At 70.3% G+C, this 14387-nt stretch carries 18 protein-coding genes and 2 tRNA genes; 10 read left to right on the top strand and 10 right to left on the bottom strand.

The features are described 5' to 3' along the window. Positions 1-162: 162 nt before the first annotated feature. Positions 163-654, bottom strand: coding sequence for a DUF6993 domain-containing protein (locus P5G46_RS01845; RefSeq protein WP_408904856.1), 492 nt, complete (start codon positions 652-654; stop codon positions 163-165). A gap of 41 nt (positions 655-695) precedes the next feature. Further along, positions 696-1235 carry a single-stranded DNA-binding protein gene (ssb, locus tag P5G46_RS01850; RefSeq protein WP_408904857.1) on the bottom strand — a complete coding sequence of 180 codons (540 nt, stop codon included), beginning with the start codon at positions 1233-1235 and terminating at the stop codon, positions 696-698. A gap of 201 nt (positions 1236-1436) precedes the next feature. On the opposite strand from ssb, the gene P5G46_RS01855 reads away from it, so the two are divergent. After that, positions 1437-1694 (top strand): hypothetical protein, encoded by a 258-nt coding sequence (locus tag P5G46_RS01855; RefSeq protein WP_408904858.1) that lies wholly within the window; start codon positions 1437-1439, stop codon positions 1692-1694. 30 nt (positions 1695-1724) lie between these two features. On the opposite strand, the gene yczR is transcribed toward P5G46_RS01855, so the two are convergent. Continuing rightward, positions 1725-3143, bottom strand: a complete 1419-nt coding sequence (gene yczR, locus P5G46_RS01860) for a MocR-like transcription factor YczR (RefSeq protein ID WP_408904859.1) — start codon at positions 3141-3143, stop codon at positions 1725-1727. A 61-nt stretch (positions 3144-3204) separates the two neighbouring features. Here yczR and yczE point away from each other — a divergent pair, with 61 nt between their 5' ends. Then, positions 3205-3813 carry a membrane protein YczE gene (yczE, locus tag P5G46_RS01865; RefSeq protein WP_408904860.1) on the top strand — a complete coding sequence of 203 codons (609 nt, stop codon included), beginning with the start codon at positions 3205-3207 and terminating at the stop codon, positions 3811-3813. Positions 3814-3887: 74 nt separating this feature from the next. On the opposite strand, the gene P5G46_RS01870 is transcribed toward yczE, so the two are convergent. Next, the gene (locus P5G46_RS01870; protein ID WP_239276199.1) at positions 3888-4097 is read right to left on the bottom strand and encodes a methyltransferase; all 210 of its coding nucleotides are present in this window, start codon (positions 4095-4097) and stop codon (positions 3888-3890) included. Positions 4098-4199: 102 nt separating this feature from the next. On the opposite strand from P5G46_RS01870, the gene P5G46_RS01875 reads away from it, so the two are divergent. The 6 genes from P5G46_RS01875 (at position 4200) to P5G46_RS01900 (ending at position 6346) form a co-directional block, all read left to right on the top strand. Beyond that, a tRNA-Arg gene (locus tag P5G46_RS01875) sits at positions 4200-4275 on the top strand. A gap of 34 nt (positions 4276-4309) precedes the next feature. After that, positions 4310-4936, top strand: coding sequence for an oligoribonuclease (orn, locus tag P5G46_RS01880; protein WP_239276200.1), 627 nt, complete (start codon positions 4310-4312; stop codon positions 4934-4936). A 36-nt stretch (positions 4937-4972) separates the two neighbouring features. Then, positions 4973-5048: transfer RNA gene (locus P5G46_RS01885), tRNA-His, on the top strand. 124 nt (positions 5049-5172) lie between these two features. Next, the gene (locus P5G46_RS01890) at positions 5173-5550 is read left to right on the top strand and encodes a metallopeptidase family protein (RefSeq protein ID WP_239276201.1); all 378 of its coding nucleotides are present in this window, start codon (positions 5173-5175) and stop codon (positions 5548-5550) included. Further along, positions 5550-5843, top strand: a complete 294-nt coding sequence (gene clpS, locus P5G46_RS01895) for an ATP-dependent Clp protease adapter ClpS (protein ID WP_239276240.1) — start codon at positions 5550-5552, stop codon at positions 5841-5843. Before P5G46_RS01890 ends, clpS begins: the two co-directional genes overlap by 1 nt. Continuing rightward, entirely contained in the window at positions 5840-6346 is a 507-nt protein-coding gene (locus P5G46_RS01900) for a DUF2017 family protein (protein ID WP_239276202.1), read from the top strand. The genes clpS and P5G46_RS01900 overlap by 4 nt, the downstream gene beginning before the upstream one ends. A gap of 30 nt (positions 6347-6376) precedes the next feature. On the opposite strand, the gene P5G46_RS01905 is transcribed toward P5G46_RS01900, so the two are convergent. From P5G46_RS01905 to gatC, 6 genes are all read right to left on the bottom strand, one after another. Continuing rightward, positions 6377-6970 (bottom strand): nucleoside/nucleotide kinase family protein, encoded by a 594-nt coding sequence (locus P5G46_RS01905; protein WP_239276203.1) that lies wholly within the window; start codon positions 6968-6970, stop codon positions 6377-6379. Beyond that, positions 6945-7265 (bottom strand): hypothetical protein, encoded by a 321-nt coding sequence (locus P5G46_RS01910; protein WP_239276204.1) that lies wholly within the window; start codon positions 7263-7265, stop codon positions 6945-6947. The genes P5G46_RS01905 and P5G46_RS01910 overlap by 26 nt, the downstream gene beginning before the upstream one ends. A gap of 63 nt (positions 7266-7328) precedes the next feature. Continuing rightward, complete coding sequence (locus P5G46_RS01915; protein ID WP_408905265.1) at positions 7329-8585, bottom strand: DNA polymerase IV; 1257 nt, start codon at positions 8583-8585, stop codon at positions 7329-7331. Positions 8586-8700: 115 nt separating this feature from the next. After that, positions 8701-10218 (bottom strand): Asp-tRNA(Asn)/Glu-tRNA(Gln) amidotransferase subunit GatB, encoded by a 1518-nt coding sequence (gene gatB, locus P5G46_RS01920; RefSeq protein WP_239276205.1) that lies wholly within the window; start codon positions 10216-10218, stop codon positions 8701-8703. After that, positions 10218-11738 carry an Asp-tRNA(Asn)/Glu-tRNA(Gln) amidotransferase subunit GatA gene (gatA, locus tag P5G46_RS01925; protein ID WP_408904861.1) on the bottom strand — a complete coding sequence of 507 codons (1521 nt, stop codon included), beginning with the start codon at positions 11736-11738 and terminating at the stop codon, positions 10218-10220. Before gatA ends, gatB begins: the two co-directional genes overlap by 1 nt. After that, entirely contained in the window at positions 11735-12034 is a 300-nt protein-coding gene (gene gatC, locus P5G46_RS01930) for an Asp-tRNA(Asn)/Glu-tRNA(Gln) amidotransferase subunit GatC (RefSeq protein WP_239276207.1), read from the bottom strand. The genes gatA and gatC overlap by 4 nt, the downstream gene beginning before the upstream one ends. 60 nt (positions 12035-12094) lie before the next feature. On the opposite strand from gatC, the gene P5G46_RS01935 reads away from it, so the two are divergent. Further along, positions 12095-13783, top strand: a complete 1689-nt coding sequence (locus P5G46_RS01935) for a long-chain-fatty-acid--CoA ligase (RefSeq protein ID WP_408904862.1) — start codon at positions 12095-12097, stop codon at positions 13781-13783. Between the two features lie 123 nt (positions 13784-13906). Continuing rightward, positions 13907-14386, top strand: coding sequence for a hypothetical protein (locus P5G46_RS01940; protein ID WP_239276209.1), 480 nt, complete (start codon positions 13907-13909; stop codon positions 14384-14386). Position 14387 lies beyond the last annotated feature (1 nt).

Below are 14387 nucleotides of genomic sequence, written 5' to 3' on the forward strand. Positions count from 1 at the left end.
GCCCGGGCTCGCGGGAAGTCGTATCCAGCCTAGCAACGCCACCTGGACGCCGACTCTCGGCGCGCACGCGCGCCCGGATCCCCCCGCCGTGCCTCTGGCTCCGGTTGCGGTTCCGGAGGCGGGGTCGGTCCCTCCCTCACTGCCCCGCCGCCGGAGGGCTGGTCACCAATCGATCGCGCGGGTCTGCCCGAGGAGGCACCCGCCTGAGGCGAGACCCGGCAGCACCGTGGTGACGGGGTCGCCGATGGACGGTCCCACCTGCCCGACGAGACAGTCTTCTCCCCACCGCACAGAGAATTCGATGCTCTCCGCCGGGTTCCCGATCGTCGTCTCGTCGGGGGTGAGCTGAATCTGCGTCTTGTCGAAGCCGGCCGCCACCAGCCCGTCGACGTACGCACGTCCCGCGGCGCGGTCCGGCCCCGCCCACACCGCTTGGACCACTTGCGTGAACAACGGCAGATTGTCGGCGGCGGAACCCGAAGCGATGAACGTCGGCGTCGAGGGGGTCTCTGCAGCCGTCGGCGTGGGCGTCGACGTCACCGCGGAGGGCGTCGCGTCGTCTGTGTTGCCCGACAGGCCATCGGGGGCGCATCCCACCAGCGTGAGAGCCGCCGCGAGCACAAGCAGGACGGCCGGGCGTCGGTTCTCGATCACGCGCTCGAGTCTACGGACCGCCGAAGGCCCCGCCGACGCGCTCAGAACGGCGTCGAGTCGGCAGCCTCGACCGGCGCGGACGCCTCGCGGTCGTCCGCATCGGCGGTGGGGGTGAGCGCAGTGCGAGGGTCTTCTGGCGCAGCGCCGGGTACGGCCCATGCCTCGTCGCTGCTCTCGGCGGTCGTCGCGTCGTCGTCCGCGCCCCGCGCGGCGGAGGACTGCGAACGCGCCCCGCGAGCAAAGGACGAGACCCCCCAGCGCAGATCGTGCCCGACGGCATCCGCCGTGACATCGGCGCTGACCCCCCGTTTCGCCTCGGTCTCCCACTCGCGCAGTCGCAATCGACCCGCCACGATGACCCGTTCACCCTTCCGCAGTGAGGCGAGGGCGTTGCGCCCCAGCTCGCCGAACACCGACACGGCGTAGTAATTCGTGTGCCCGTCCACCCACTGGCCGCGTTCTCGATCGAACCGTCGCTCGCTCACGGCGAGCCGGAACGCCGCGATCGCCTCGCCCGTCCGGGTGGCCCGCTCTTCCGGATCGCCGACGATGTTGCCGACGAGGGTGATGTGGTCGCTCATGGTGTGTCCTCTCTGAGATGTGCGCTCCGGCATCCGCGTGCCCGACGGATGCCGGAGCCACGGCCAGGATGACTCGGCGTCTCAACGGGCCGCGGAGGCAATCGCCCCTCTCGTGGAGAGGTCCCGACTTCTGCTGGGTGGGGAGGACGGGCGTTCGAGGCGCCGAGCGGGAATGTCGGAGGTCCGTCGTACCGTGTGGCCATGACCACCGCACTGTGGAACGACCTCGCCCCGGCCCCGCGCCCGGCCGGGTGGGGTGCGGCGACGCACGTCGCCGTCGGCCTGTGGCGCATCGCCGACCCGCGCGGCGTCGTCGTCGGGCACGTGCGCGCCATCGCCACCGAGGGCGGCTGGCGCTTCGCCGCCGAGCGTTTTCACACCGCGACGGGTGGATTTCGGCGCCTCGGCGAGTTCTGGTCGTCGGCCGATGCCCTGGAGTGCCTGCGCTACGCGCGGTGAGTCACGCCAGGCCCGGAGCCGCACCGCCGATCAGACCACGGTCGCGAGGTCGTCGAGGGGCGCACCGGTGGTCGTTCCGCGCACGTCGTCCCACGACGCGCGCAGCACCTCGACCGCACGCTCGAGCGTGTGGGGCGCGGCGGTGAAGGGGATGCGGAGGCGACGGTCGTGTCCCCCCTCCACCGCGAAGCGGGAACCCGCCGAGAGGAGGAGCCCCCGTGCCCGGGCGTTCATGACGAGCGGTGTGCTCACCGGCTCGCCGATCCCGACCCAGAGGGAGACTCCCCCGTACGTGGTCGGGACCTCCCACTCCGGGAACGTCGCCGCCAGCGCGGACGTCACCGCGTCGCGGCCACGGCGCAGAAGATCCGCTCGCTGGGCCGTGATCTCGTCCAGACGACCGACGAGGCGCGCGGCCACCGACTGCTCGAACTCGGGGGTCCCCAGGTCGTGCACGGGCCGCCCACTGGCGAGGCGGCGCACCACGTCGGAATGCGCCCGCACCCATCCGACGCGGAGTCCGCCCCACACGGTCTTGCCCAGGGATCCCACGCGCACGATCCGGTCCAGGTCGGGGAAGGCGGTCGCCTCCGACGGACGGTCGATGTCGAGTCCAGCCGTCGTCTCGTCCAGCACGAGGTACGTACCCGCTCTCTGCGCCCCGTCGACGAACGCACTGACCTCGGCCGCCGTCATCGTCCGCCCCGTGGGGTTGTGGAACTCGGGCATCAGGTAGGCCAGCGCGGGCAGCACCCGCCCGAACGTCTGCGCGGCGCGGTCGAGGTCCCAGCCGTCAGTCGGTGACACCGGCACCCCCACGAGTCGGGCTCCGACGGCGCGGAACGCGTCCGCACCGTGGGGATACGTCGGTGTCTCAATCAGGACGCGGTCCGCTCGTGAGAGCAGCACGGATGCCACGAGGTGAAGGGCGCTTTGCGCTCCTGTGGTCACGAGGATCTGATCGGCGCTCGTCGCGAGCCCTCGCTCGCGGTAGTGCTGTGCGATCGTGTCGCGCAGCACCGGGTCGCCGACGACGTCGTACCCCGTCCGTGCCACGAGGGCCGCCGCGTCCTCCGCCACCTCCGCCATGACCGCGGGGAGCCCCGGCCACGCCGCGGGACTGGCCTGCTGCAGGTCGATCACGCCGTCTCGGCGCTCCCCTGCGCCGGGGTCGGTACGCCGCAGCGGGAGCGTGATGCTTCCGCTGCCGCGCAGGCTCTCGATGTGTCCAGTGTCGCGAAGGCTGCGGTAGGTGGCGGCCACGGTCGTGCGGCTGAGCCCGAGGGCCGACGCGAGCTCCCTCTCCGCGGGGAGGGCGGTTCGTGGCGCGATCCGATTGTCGAGGCACAGGAGACGGATGCCATCGGCCAGCGCTTCATAGGCGGGCCCTCGACCACGCCACCCGCCGAGCGCTTCGGCGAGGGCGCGGGCGGAGATCCGGGAGTCCATGGGGCCACCATAGGACAATTGGACCGGTGATTGAAGACCAATCTCGTGATTGGATTCTGACGTGTTGTCCCGGATCTCCCGTCTCCTCATCGGCCTGGCTCTGTACGGCTTCGGCTGCGCCCTGACGGTCGCGGCCGGGCTCGGCGTCGACCCGTGGACCGTCTTCGCCGAAGGACTCTCGCGCGTCACCGGTGTCGGGATCGGGTGGATCACGAACATCGTCGGTCTCGCGGTCCTGCTGTTGTGGATTCCGTTGCATCAGCGACCGGGCGTCGGCACGGTCGCGAACATCCTGCTCGTCGGCACGACCATGCAGCTCGCGCTGGGCGTGCTGCCGCAGCCGACGCACCTGGTGTGGCAGGCTGCGATGCTCGTGGCCGGCGTCGTCACCGTGGCCGTGGCATCCGGTCTCTACATCGGCGCACACTTCGGCCCGGGACCGCGCGACGGCCTGATGACCGGACTCCACGCGCGATTCGGCTGGCCCATCTGGGCGTGCCGACTCTCCGTCGAGGGCACCGTGCTGGTCGCGGGGTGGCTGCTGGGCGGCACGGTCGGCGTGGGCACCGTCGTGTTCGCCCTGGGTATCGGCCCGCTCGTTCACCTGGCGCTTCCCCTGCTGGCCGCGCCGATATCCCCACCCGCGCCGCGCTCCGTGGCGCGCGTGTGACGCGAGCCCGGCAGACTGTTCGCACGTCGGCCCGCACCGCATCATCGCGGTGCGGGCCGACGGCGATCGCCGCGTCAGTGCTCCCGGAACTCCGGTCGCTCACTGCCCGGCTTGAGATGCCAGTGCAGGGCGCTCTTGGCGATCTCCATCGTCGGATACACGCCGAGTCGCTCGTCCTTTCCCGCCATGTGGACCGCGTAGCCCTCGGCATCCTTCTGGATCTTTCCCACGACGCCGCTCGGACCGTACGCGACCCAGAGGCGTCGAGTGGTCGTTTCGGACATGGTGCTCCTCTCGTTCGACCTGGCGGGAGAGTACGCCCACCCGCGCGGGGTCGCCAGGGGGTCGCGCGCGGCGTCGACGGGCACCGATATCCTGGAGGACGACCCCCAGTAGCTCAGTGGATAGAGCAGCGGCCTTCTAATCCGCCGGTCGCACGTTCGAATCGTGCCTGGGGGACCAACTCGCCGCACAGACCCGTCAGTAGGATGACGGGATGGTAAGCGCCTCTGAGAACGACCGGCTCGTGTGGATCGACTGCGAGATGACGGGTCTCGACCTCGCGGTCGATGAGCTCGTCGAGATCGCCGTCGTCGTCACCGATTTCGAGCTGAACGTCCTCGACCCCGGCTTCCAGGTCGTCATCAAGCCCGATGCGTCGGCGCTGGCGAACATGGGTGACTTCGTCACCGAGATGCACCGCTCCTCGGGTCTGCTCGACGAGATTCCGAACGGGGTGAGCCTGGCGGACGCCGAGTTCCAGGCTCTCGAGTACATCCAGCGGTTCGCGCCCCTCGAGGGCAAGGCTCCGCTCGCCGGCAACACGATCGGAACCGACCGCATGTTCCTCGCGAAGTACATGCCGCGCGTCGACCGCTGGCTGCACTATCGCAATGTCGACGTGTCGAGCATCAAGGAGCTCTCGCGCCGCTGGTACCCGCGTGCCTATTTCAACGCCCCCGCCAAGAACGGCGGACACCGAGCCCTCGCCGACATCCTCGAGTCGATCCGAGAACTCGCCTACTACCGCAAGGCGGTGTTCGTCGCCGAGCCCGGGCCCACCAGCGACGAGGCGAAGGATGCCGCGTCGTCGGTCGTTTCGTCGTTCGCGCGGGACGTATGACATAATCGTTCAGTTGTCCGCTGCGGCAGACACATGGTGGCTATAGCTCAGTTGGTAGAGCACCGCGTTGTGGTCGCGGGGGTCGCGGGTTCAAGTCCCGTTAGCCACCCCACATCCGAAGGCCCGCCTCCCCGGCGGGCCTTCGTGGTTCAGGCCACAGCCCGCCGACGGCTCATAGAATCGAGCGGACGGGCGGATGGCATCCCTCACCGCCGTCCACAGGAGCGGGAGACCCCATGCACGACGACGTCGAAGAGCACGCGCGGCTCGATCTCGACGCCGCGGCGTTCGAGGCTCTCGTCGTCAGCGAACTCGACCGGCTGCCCGATGACATGGTCGAGGGACTCGACAACGTCATCTTCGTGGTCGAGGACCGGCCGGAGGACGGGTCGCTCGACCTCCTCGGCCTCTACGACGGGTGGGCTCTGACGGAACGGGAGCGCTACGGTTCGGGGGAACTCCCCGACCGCATCATCCTGTACCGGGAGCCGCACCTCGCCGCGTGCGCCGACGAGGACGAGCTCCGTGACGAGATCCACACGACGCTCGTACACGAGATCGCGCACTTCTACGGCATCGACGACGCGCGACTGCACGAACTGGGTTGGGCGTGATGGCGGGTCTGGCATCCCCTGACATCGATGAGGCGACCGAGATCGAGGTCGGCCCGCCGGTCGGATGGCAGACGGTGGTCTGGAACGACCCCGTCAACCTCATGAGCTACGTCGTGCACGTCTTCCGCACGTACTTCGGCTTCGACGCGGCCACCGCCCACCGCCTCATGCTGTCGGTGCACCACGATGGACACGCCGTCGTGGCGCGCGGTCCACGCGAACTCATGGAGGCCCACGCGCAGGCGATGCACGACTTCGGCCTGTGGGCCACCGTGCGAAAGGACCCGACATGAACGACCGCATCGTCGTGCTCGAGGTGAGCGGCCTCGAGGCCCTGCACCTCGCGGGCATCGTCGGCCAGTTCCGCGACCTCGTCGTCGACGCCGGCCGGGAGGACGACCCCGCCGTGGCCCGGCTGATGCCCGACGCCTACCCCGACGATGAGGCCGCGAGCCGCGAGTTCCGCCGGCTCACCGGCGCCGACATGCTGGATCGCCGCGCAGAGGACGCCCGCACCGTGCTCCACACCCTCGGCATGGACGGTGCAGAGCTCGACCCGGCCAGCGACCCGGACTCCACGATCGCCGTCGCTCTCGGCGAGAGCGAGGCACGCGCGTGGATGCGGACCCTCTCGGCGGTGCGTCTCGTCCTCGCCACACGACTTGGCATCCAGGACGACGACGAGCACCGCCCCGGCGACGCGCGCTTCGGAATCTACGACTGGATCGGCTACCGCCTGGACGGACTGGTCGCGGCCCTCGACCGACGCCTCGACGACCCTCCCGCGACACGCTGACGGCATCGGCCGCGGGGCCGCGTCACGCCGTCACGGAAGGCGGACGACGACGGATGCCAGGTCGCGGGGGGCGTGGACGGCGAGGTGTGCGTCTTCCTGCGCCGCCCAGCGGTCCCAGTGCGGTCGATAGGTGTCGCCGTCACGGCGCAACGCACGGTCGCGCCGGGCGGAATCCGGCGCGTCGACCCACACCCGCACATCGGCCAGGCGCGCGGCCTCGGGGGTCAATACTCCCGCGCCCTCCACGATGAGCGGCAGCGACGGGTCCACCGCGTGGGCCTCCGCGCGTTCGTCCCGCTCCCAATCCCAGCGTTGCCACACCCCGACCAGCCCCTTGGCGTGCGGCACGAGGATGTTCTCGCGCGCATAGTCCGCGCCCGCGGCGAGGCCGTCCCATCCCGGGTAGAGGTCGTCGAGCGCGACGAGCTGCACCCGCCCCGGGATCGGCCACGCGGCGGCGAGACGACGCGCCAGCGAGGTCTTGCCTGCGCCGCTGCGCCCGTCGATGAGAACCGCGGGGTTCGTCGCTCCGACCGCCGCGATGCTCGACAGGACAGTCCCGAGCCCCGCGGTCAGGGCGTCGTCGAGGGGGTCGGCGCTACTTCTTGAGGGCGCGGATGACACGGCTGAGGGCGCGACCGGCCACCCACACGAACGGGATGGCGACCGCCAGGAACGACACGACGTTCGGCTCGAACCGCAGGTCATCGCCGCGGCGGATGTAGGCACCGAGCGGAACCGAGTAGCCGCCGCCTCCCCCACCGCCGTTGCCCTGCTCGTCCGAGCCGCCACCGTAGCCGGCCCAGGTCAGGGCGACGGGGACGAGACGGATCCCGCCCACGTCCTGCTGTTCCCCGTAGGCGGCGGTGACGCCGAAGTTCGTGGACTGCTGGCCGAGTTCCAATGCGATGTTGGGCATGGTGCCACCGTACCCGGCTGTCGTAGCGGCGCCCAGGGGTGTTGCGCGCCGACGGCGTCCGTGTCAGTGCTCGTAGGAGGGGCGCGGATTCGTCGGGAGAGCCCCGCCGCCGCGCGCGGGGCCCAGCAGCGATCCGCGTGTGACGGCCCCCCGTCCGAACCGTGCGGTCGCGCCGTCCAGAGCGCCCTCGACGCGACGCCACTCCGCATCGTCATCCCACAGCGTCGCGGCGGCCGTCGCCGGCCGCAGCTTCTCGCCCCGGACGCCGACGAGACGCACCGCCTGCCGGCGATCGATCCCGTCGAACAGCTCGATCGCTGCATCGCCGATGCGCTGCCCCACCGACGTCGGCTCGGGAAGCGTGCGGGAACGGCTCAGGGTCGTGAAGTCACTGAAGCGGACCTTGATCGAGATCGTCGACGCCTCGAAGTGCTGTTGACGCAGGCGTGCCCCGACCCGATCGGCGAGCCGGCGCAGTTCGACGTGCAGGGTGGCGGTGTCGGAGATGTCGGTGTGGAACGTCTCTTCGTGTCCGACGCTCTTCTCGGCGCGTCCGGTGTGCACCTCGCGGGCGTCGATGCCGCGGGCGAGATGCCAGAGCCGCTGACCCATCGCCGGCCCGAGCACCTGCTCGAGCACGGGGCCCGGCGTGTCGAGGACATCGGAGATGAGCCGGATGCCGCGCGATTCGAGAGCCTCGGCGGCCTTGGGCCCGACGCCCCACAGAGCGCGTACCGATCGGGGTCGCAGAAACGCTTCGGTGTCGGCCTCGGCGACGATGAGCAGGCCATCGGGCTTGGAGATGGTCGACGCCATCTTCGCCACGTGCTTCGTCGCGGCGACCCCGACGCTGCAGGTGAGACCCGTACGCTCTTTCACGCGCACGCGAAGATCGCGGGCGATCTTCCCGGGGCTCCCCCACAGCCGCCGGGCGCCGCGCACATCGAGGAACGCCTCATCGATCGAGAGCGGTTCGACCAGCGGCGTGATCTCGTCGAAGATCGCCATGACCTGACGTGACATCTCGGTGTACCGCGAATAGGGCGGGTTCACCACGATCGCGGTGGGACACAGGCGCAGGGCGATCGCGACGGGCATCGCTGACTTGACGCCGTAGCGGCGCGCCTCATACGACGCGCTGGACACGACTCCCCGACCCTGGGATCCCCCGATGATGAGCGGCTTGCCCGCCAGGGACGGATCGTCCAGGACGGCGACGGAGGCGAAGAACGCATCCATGTCGACGTGCAGGATTCCCGTCCCCGTGTCATCGGCGCCGGGCGGCGAGACGATGCGCCCCGTGCCGTCTCCGCGTCCCATGGCATCCATTCTCCCCCCGGCCTCCGACATCGAGGTGGACGGCCCCACGACGCCCGGAACGACGGATGCCACGGCCCCCGGTCATCCGAACCGGGGAGCCGTGGCATCCGGAGCCTTACTGAGCGGCGGCGCGCTCCAGCACGAGCTCGCGCACGCGCGCGGCGTCGGCCTGGCCCTTCATCGCCTTCATCACCGCGCCGATGACCGCGCCGGCGGCCTGCACCTTGCCGTCGCGGATCTTCGCCAGGACGTCGGGCTGCGCGGCCAGGGCGTCGTCGATCGCCGCGATCAGGGCACCGTCGTCGGAGACGACCGCGAGACCGCGGGCGTCGACGACCTCCTGCGGCGTTCCCTCACCGGCGATGACGCCCTCGAGCACCTGGCGCGCGAGCTTGTCGGTGAGCGTGCCCGCATCGACGAGCTTCTGCAGCGCCGCGACGTTCTCGGGGCTGACCAGCTCGGCGGGCTCACGCTCCTCGGCGTTGGCGATGCGGCTGATCTCGCTCATCCACCACTTGCGCGCGGCGGCCGGCGTCGCACCCGCGGCGACGGTGGCTTCGACCTCGTCCAGGAGGCCGGCGTTGACGACGCCCTGGAAGTCGATGTCGGCGAAGCCCCAGTCGGCCTTGAGCCGGCGACGACGTGCGGCCGGCGGCTCGGGCAGAGCAGCGCGCAGCTCCTCGATCAGCTCCGCCGCGGGGACGACGGGCAGCAGATCCGGCTCGGGGAAGTAGCGGTAGTCGTCGGCATCCGACTTCGGACGGCCCGGCGACGTGCGCCCCGTGTCCTCGTGCCAGTGACGCGTCTCTTGCGTGATCGTCCCGCCCGCGGCCAGGATCGCGGCCTGCCGCTGGATCTCGTACCGCACCGCGCGTTCGACCGAGCGCATGGAGTTGACGTTCTTCGTCTCGGTCCGCGTGCCGAGCTTCTCCTGACCGCGCGGACGCAGCGAGACGTTCGCGTCGCACCGGAGGTTGCCGCGCTCGAGCCGCGCCTCGGAGATACCGAGGGCGCGCACGATGTCACGGATGGTCGCAACGTAGGCCTTCGCCAACGCCGGAGCCGAGTGCTCCGCGCCGAAGATCGGCTTCGTCACGATCTCGACGAGAGGCACGCCGGCACGGTTGTAGTCGACCAGCGAGTACTCGGCTCCCTGGATGCGGCCCGTGGACCCGCCCATGTGCGTGAGCTTGCCGGCGTCTTCTTCCATGTGCGCGCGCTCGATCGGCACGGTGACGATCGTGCCGTCCTCCAGCTCGACCTCGACGGAACCCTCGAACGCGATGGGCTCGTCGTACTGCGAGATCTGATAGTTCTTGCCGAGGTCGGGGTAGAAGTAGTTTTTTCGTGCAAAACGGCTTGACGGGGCGATCGAGCAGCCGAGCGCGAGACCCAGGCTGATCGAGGATCGGATCGCCTCTTCGTTCACGACGGGAAGTGCGCCCGGCAGACCCATGTCGACCGGGGCGACGAGCGTGTTCGGCTCGGCGCCGTGGTTCGCCTCGTTGGCCGGGTTGGGTGCGGCGGAGAACATCTTCGTCGCGGTGTTCAGTTCGACGTGGACCTCGAACCCGAGGACCGGCTCGAACAGCTCGAGCGCCTCGTCGAAGTCCATCAGCGCGTCCTTGGCCATCAGCGCGTCGCTCCGTTCGTGAGAGAGGGGGCTCGGTCGAGAAGAGGACCGCCCCACTGGTCGACGAGCAGCGCCTCGAGCGCCGCACCGACGCGGTACAGGCGCGCGTCCTCACGCGCGGGAGCGAGGAACTGGATGCCGACCGGCAGCCCGTCCTCTTCGACGAGGCCGCTCGGGACCGAGATGCCGGGCACGCCGGCCAGGTTCGCCGGGATCGTCGTGACGTCGTTGAGGTACATCTGCAGCGGGTCGTCGATCTTCTCGCCCAGGCGGAACGCGGTGGTCGGCGCCGAGGGGGTCGCGATGACGTCGACCTCGGCGAACGCCGCGTCGAAGTCCTGCTGGATGAGCGTGCGAACCTTCTGCGCGCTGCCGTAGTAGGCGTCGTAGTAGCCGGCCGACAGGGCGTAGGTACCGAGGATGATGCGACGCTTCACCTCGGGTCCGAAGCCCGCGTCGCGCGTGGCGGCCATGACGTTCTCGACCGTCGGCGTGCCCTGCGGGGTGACCCGGAGACCGAACCGCACCGAGTCGAACTTGGCGAGGTTGCTGGATGCCTCGGCCGGAAGGATCAGGTAGTAGGCCGCGACGCCGTACTCGAAGTGCGGGGCGCTGACCTCGACGATCTCGGCACCCTGCGCCTCCATCGCCGCCAGCGCTGCTCGGAAGGACGCGGACACGCCCTTCTGGAAGCCGCTGTCGTCGAGCTCGCGGATGACGCCGACCTTGAGACCCTTCAGCACCTGCCCGGTGGCCCCCTCGCGTGCGGCCGCGGCGAACGACGGCCACGCGTCGGCGAGCGAGGTGGAGTCGTGGGGGTCGTGCCCGCCGATCACGTCGTGCAGCAGACCAGCGTCGAGCACGGTGCGGGTGACCGGACCGACCTGATCGAGGCTGGATGCCAGGGCGATCGCGCCGTAGCGGCTCACTCCGCCGTACGTGGGCTTCACCCCCACGGTCCCGGTGACGTGCGCCGGCTGGCGGATCGAGCCGCCGGTGTCGGAACCGAGGGCGAGGGGGGCCTCGAAGGCGGCGACGGCCGCGGCCGACCCTCCGCCCGAGCCGCCCGGGATGCGATCGAGGTCCCACGGGTTGCGGGTCGGGCCGTAGGCGGAGAACTCCGTCGAGGACCCCATGGCGAACTCGTCCATGTTGGTCTTGCCGAGGGGAACGAGACCCGCGGCACGAGACCGTGCGACGACGGTGGCGTCGTACGGCGACATGTACCCCTCGAGGATCTTTGATCCGCTCGTGGAGGGCATGTCGGTCGTGACCAGCACGTCCTTGACGGCCAGCGGTACGCCCGCGAGCTCGCCGAGCTCGTCGCCCGCGGCGCGACGCCGGTCGATGTCGGCCGCGACCTCGAGAGCGTGGTCGCTGACGTGGAGATAGGCGTGCACGTCACCGTCGACGGCGGCGATGCGGTCGAGGTGCGCGCGCGTCGCCTCGACGCTCGACACCTCCTTCGCCGTCAGAGCGGCGGCGAGGTCGGCGGCGCTCAGGCGCGTGAGATCGGTCACTGCTCCTCCCCCAGGATCGCGGTGACGCGGAACCGGCCGTCGGCCTGATCGGGCGCGTTCTGCAACGCCTGGTCGCGCGTGAGCGTGTCGCCCACGACGTCGGGGCGGAAGACGTTCTGCAGCGGGATCGGGTGGCTCGTCGCGACGACGTCGGGCGTGGCCACCTCGGACACCTTCGCAATGTTGTCGACGATGGCATCCAGCTGCCCGGTGAGGCTCTGCACCTCTTCGTCGCTCAACTGGATCCGAGCGAGCACACCGAGATGGCGCACGAGTTCAGGGGTGATTTCAGACACCCGGCAAGTCTAGTTCGCGCCCACCGCGCGCCGAGACCGGCCCCGCCCTACGCTGGAACGGTGACGAGCTTCGACCCGCCTCGCCCCTGGACCGCCAGCTACGCCGCCGGAGTACCGGAGGACCTCGACCCGCAGACGGGATCGCTCGTCGACATCCTCGACGCCTCGACACGGGATTACCCCGATGCCCCCGCCCTGGAGTTCTTCGGCCGCGAGACCACTTATGCCCAGCTGTCGTCGGAGGTCTCACGGGTCGCGGCCGCCCTGACCGCGCACGGGGTACGCGCCGGAGACCCGGTGGCGATCGTGCTGCCCAACTGCCCGCAGCACATCGTCGCCTTCTACGCCGTGTTGCGGCTCGGGGCCGTCGTCGTGGAGCACAACCCGCTCTACACCCCGCGCGAGCTGCGCAAACAGTTCGAAGACCACGGAGCGAAGCACGCGATCGTGTGGAGCAAGGTCGTGAAGACCGTGCAGGAGTTCCCCGCCGACCTCCGCGTGAACACCCTCGTCTCGGTCGATGTGACCCGGGCCATGCCGGTTCGCACGCGCCTCGCTCTCCGCCTCCCCATCGCCAAGGCCCGCGAGGCGCGCGCCGCGCTCACGGAGAAGACCACGGATGCCACGCCGTGGGCCGAGCTCGTCCGCCACGACCCGCTGCCGGATGCGCACCCGCGCCCGTCGACCGCCGACCTGGCGATCATCCAGTACACCAGCGGCACGACGGGCACCCCCAAGGGCGCGATGCTGACGCACGCGAACCTGCTCGCCAATGCGGCGCAAGCCCGGGCCTGGGTGCCCTCCATCGTGCGCGGGGAAGGCTGCGTGGTCTACGCGGTGCTGCCGATGTTCCACGCGTACGGCCTGACCCTGTGCCTCACCTTCGCGATGTCGATGGGGGCGCGCCTCGTGCTGTTCCCCAAGTTCGACCCCGACCTCGTCCTCGCGGTCACGAAGCGGCATCCCGCGACGTTCCTGCCGCTCGTGCCGCCGATCGCGGAACGTCTGCTCGCGGCCGCCGAGGCGCAGGGCGTCTCGCTCGCCGGCATCGACATCGCCATCTCGGGCGCCATGGCACTCCCCCACGACCTGGTGGTGCCGTTCGAGAAGGCCACCGGTGGTTACCTCGTCGAGGGCTACGGCTTGAGCGAGTGCTCCCCGGTGCTCATGGCCAACCCCGTCGCGGAGAACCGCGTGCCGGGGACCGTCGGACTCCCCCTGCCGGGCACCGAGTGCCGCGTCGTCGACCCCGACGACCCGCACTCCGACGTCGAGCCCGGAGGGCGCGGCGAGCTGGTCGTCCGCGGCCCGCAGGTCTTCTCCGGCTACTACGGCAAACCCGAAGAGACCGAAGCGGTGTTCGTGGACGGCTGGTTCCGGACCGGCGACATCGTCACGATCGATGAGGACGGTTTCGTCCGTATCGTCGACCGCATCAAAGAACTGATCATCACCGGCGGCTTCAACGTGGCACCCACCGAGGTCGAGAACGTGCTGCGGCAGCACCCGTCCGTCGCCGATGTCGCGGTGGTCGGTGTGCCCAGCGATCATTCCGGCGAGGAGGTCGTGGCCGCGGTGGTCGCCGCCGAGGGGTCGACCGTCGACCCGGACGAGGTGCGCGCGTTCGCTCGCGGCATCCTGACCCCGTACAAAGTGCCGCGTCGCGTCGTCGTCGTCGATGAACTCCCCAAATCGCTCATCGGCAAAGTCCTTCGACGTCAGGTGAAGGAACGTCTCCTCGCCGAGTGACCTCCCCTGCCCCATCGCGCCCCTCCCGCGCAAGGGGGGAAGCGTTTCGGCGAGCGGCGCCGCGCCCTCGATACGTTGATCGCGGGGCCGTACCGGGCCCCGACAGAACCCTGGGGGCACCACATGAAGACCACCCGCACACCCTTCGCTCTGGTCGCTGCCGCGACGCTCCTCGCGCTCGCGGGCTGTTCCGGAGCGGGCTCGTCCACGAGCGCCGACGACAGCGCCGCGCCGAGTCAGGCGGCGGCGAGCTCACCGGCGGCGACCGCGACCGTCACGGAGCAGTCGAAGGACGACGCGTGCGAGATCATCCGCGCATCCTTCACGGACGTGTCCCAAGCGAGCAGCACGATCAGCTCCTCAGACCCGCAGGCCGCCCTCGCCACGTTCGAAGAACTCGCGACGAAGGTGCAGAACGACTTCTCGGGCATCACGAACGAAGAGATCGCACCTCTCGCGCAGAACGCGAGCGACACGCTTCGCACTTACTCGACGTTCCTCCAGGAGGTCGCCGCCGATCCGAACAAGGCCAGCGAGCTGGGCCCGCAGGTCACCGCGCTGCAGGACAGCTTCACTGCCGCGGGCGAGGCCTGCGAGGGCTGAC

It is taken from the genome of Microbacterium mcarthurae (genome assembly GCF_046064585.1).
Taxonomy (GTDB): Bacteria; Actinomycetota; Actinomycetes; order Actinomycetales; family Microbacteriaceae; genus Microbacterium; species Microbacterium mcarthurae.

What these genes read in the sequence shown, in the direction of transcription:
- ssb (WP_408904857.1), bottom strand. Translation starts at nt 1,235, where the DNA reads ATGAGCGACCACATCACCCTCGTCGGCAACATCGTCGGCGATCCGGAA.
- P5G46_RS01855 (WP_408904858.1), top strand. Translation starts at nt 1,437, where the DNA reads ATGACCACCGCACTGTGGAACGACCTCGCCCCGGCCCCGCGCCCGGCC.
- yczR (WP_408904859.1), bottom strand. Translation starts at nt 3,143, where the DNA reads ATGGACTCCCGGATCTCCGCCCGCGCCCTCGCCGAAGCGCTCGGCGGG.
- P5G46_RS01870 (WP_239276199.1), bottom strand. Translation starts at nt 4,097, where the DNA reads ATGTCCGAAACGACCACTCGACGCCTCTGGGTCGCGTACGGTCCGAGC.
- orn (WP_239276200.1), top strand. Translation starts at nt 4,310, where the DNA reads ATGGTAAGCGCCTCTGAGAACGACCGGCTCGTGTGGATCGACTGCGAG.
- P5G46_RS01890 (WP_239276201.1), top strand. Translation starts at nt 5,173, where the DNA reads ATGCACGACGACGTCGAAGAGCACGCGCGGCTCGATCTCGACGCCGCG.
- clpS (WP_239276240.1), top strand. Translation starts at nt 5,550, where the DNA reads ATGGCGGGTCTGGCATCCCCTGACATCGATGAGGCGACCGAGATCGAG.
- P5G46_RS01900 (WP_239276202.1), top strand. Translation starts at nt 5,840, where the DNA reads ATGAACGACCGCATCGTCGTGCTCGAGGTGAGCGGCCTCGAGGCCCTG.
- P5G46_RS01910 (WP_239276204.1), bottom strand. Translation starts at nt 7,265, where the DNA reads ATGCCCAACATCGCATTGGAACTCGGCCAGCAGTCCACGAACTTCGGC.
- P5G46_RS01915 (WP_408905265.1), bottom strand. Translation starts at nt 8,585, where the DNA reads ATGGGACGCGGAGACGGCACGGGGCGCATCGTCTCGCCGCCCGGCGCC.
- gatB (WP_239276205.1), bottom strand. Translation starts at nt 10,218, where the DNA reads ATGGCCAAGGACGCGCTGATGGACTTCGACGAGGCGCTCGAGCTGTTC.
- P5G46_RS01940 (WP_239276209.1), top strand. Translation starts at nt 13,907, where the DNA reads ATGAAGACCACCCGCACACCCTTCGCTCTGGTCGCTGCCGCGACGCTC.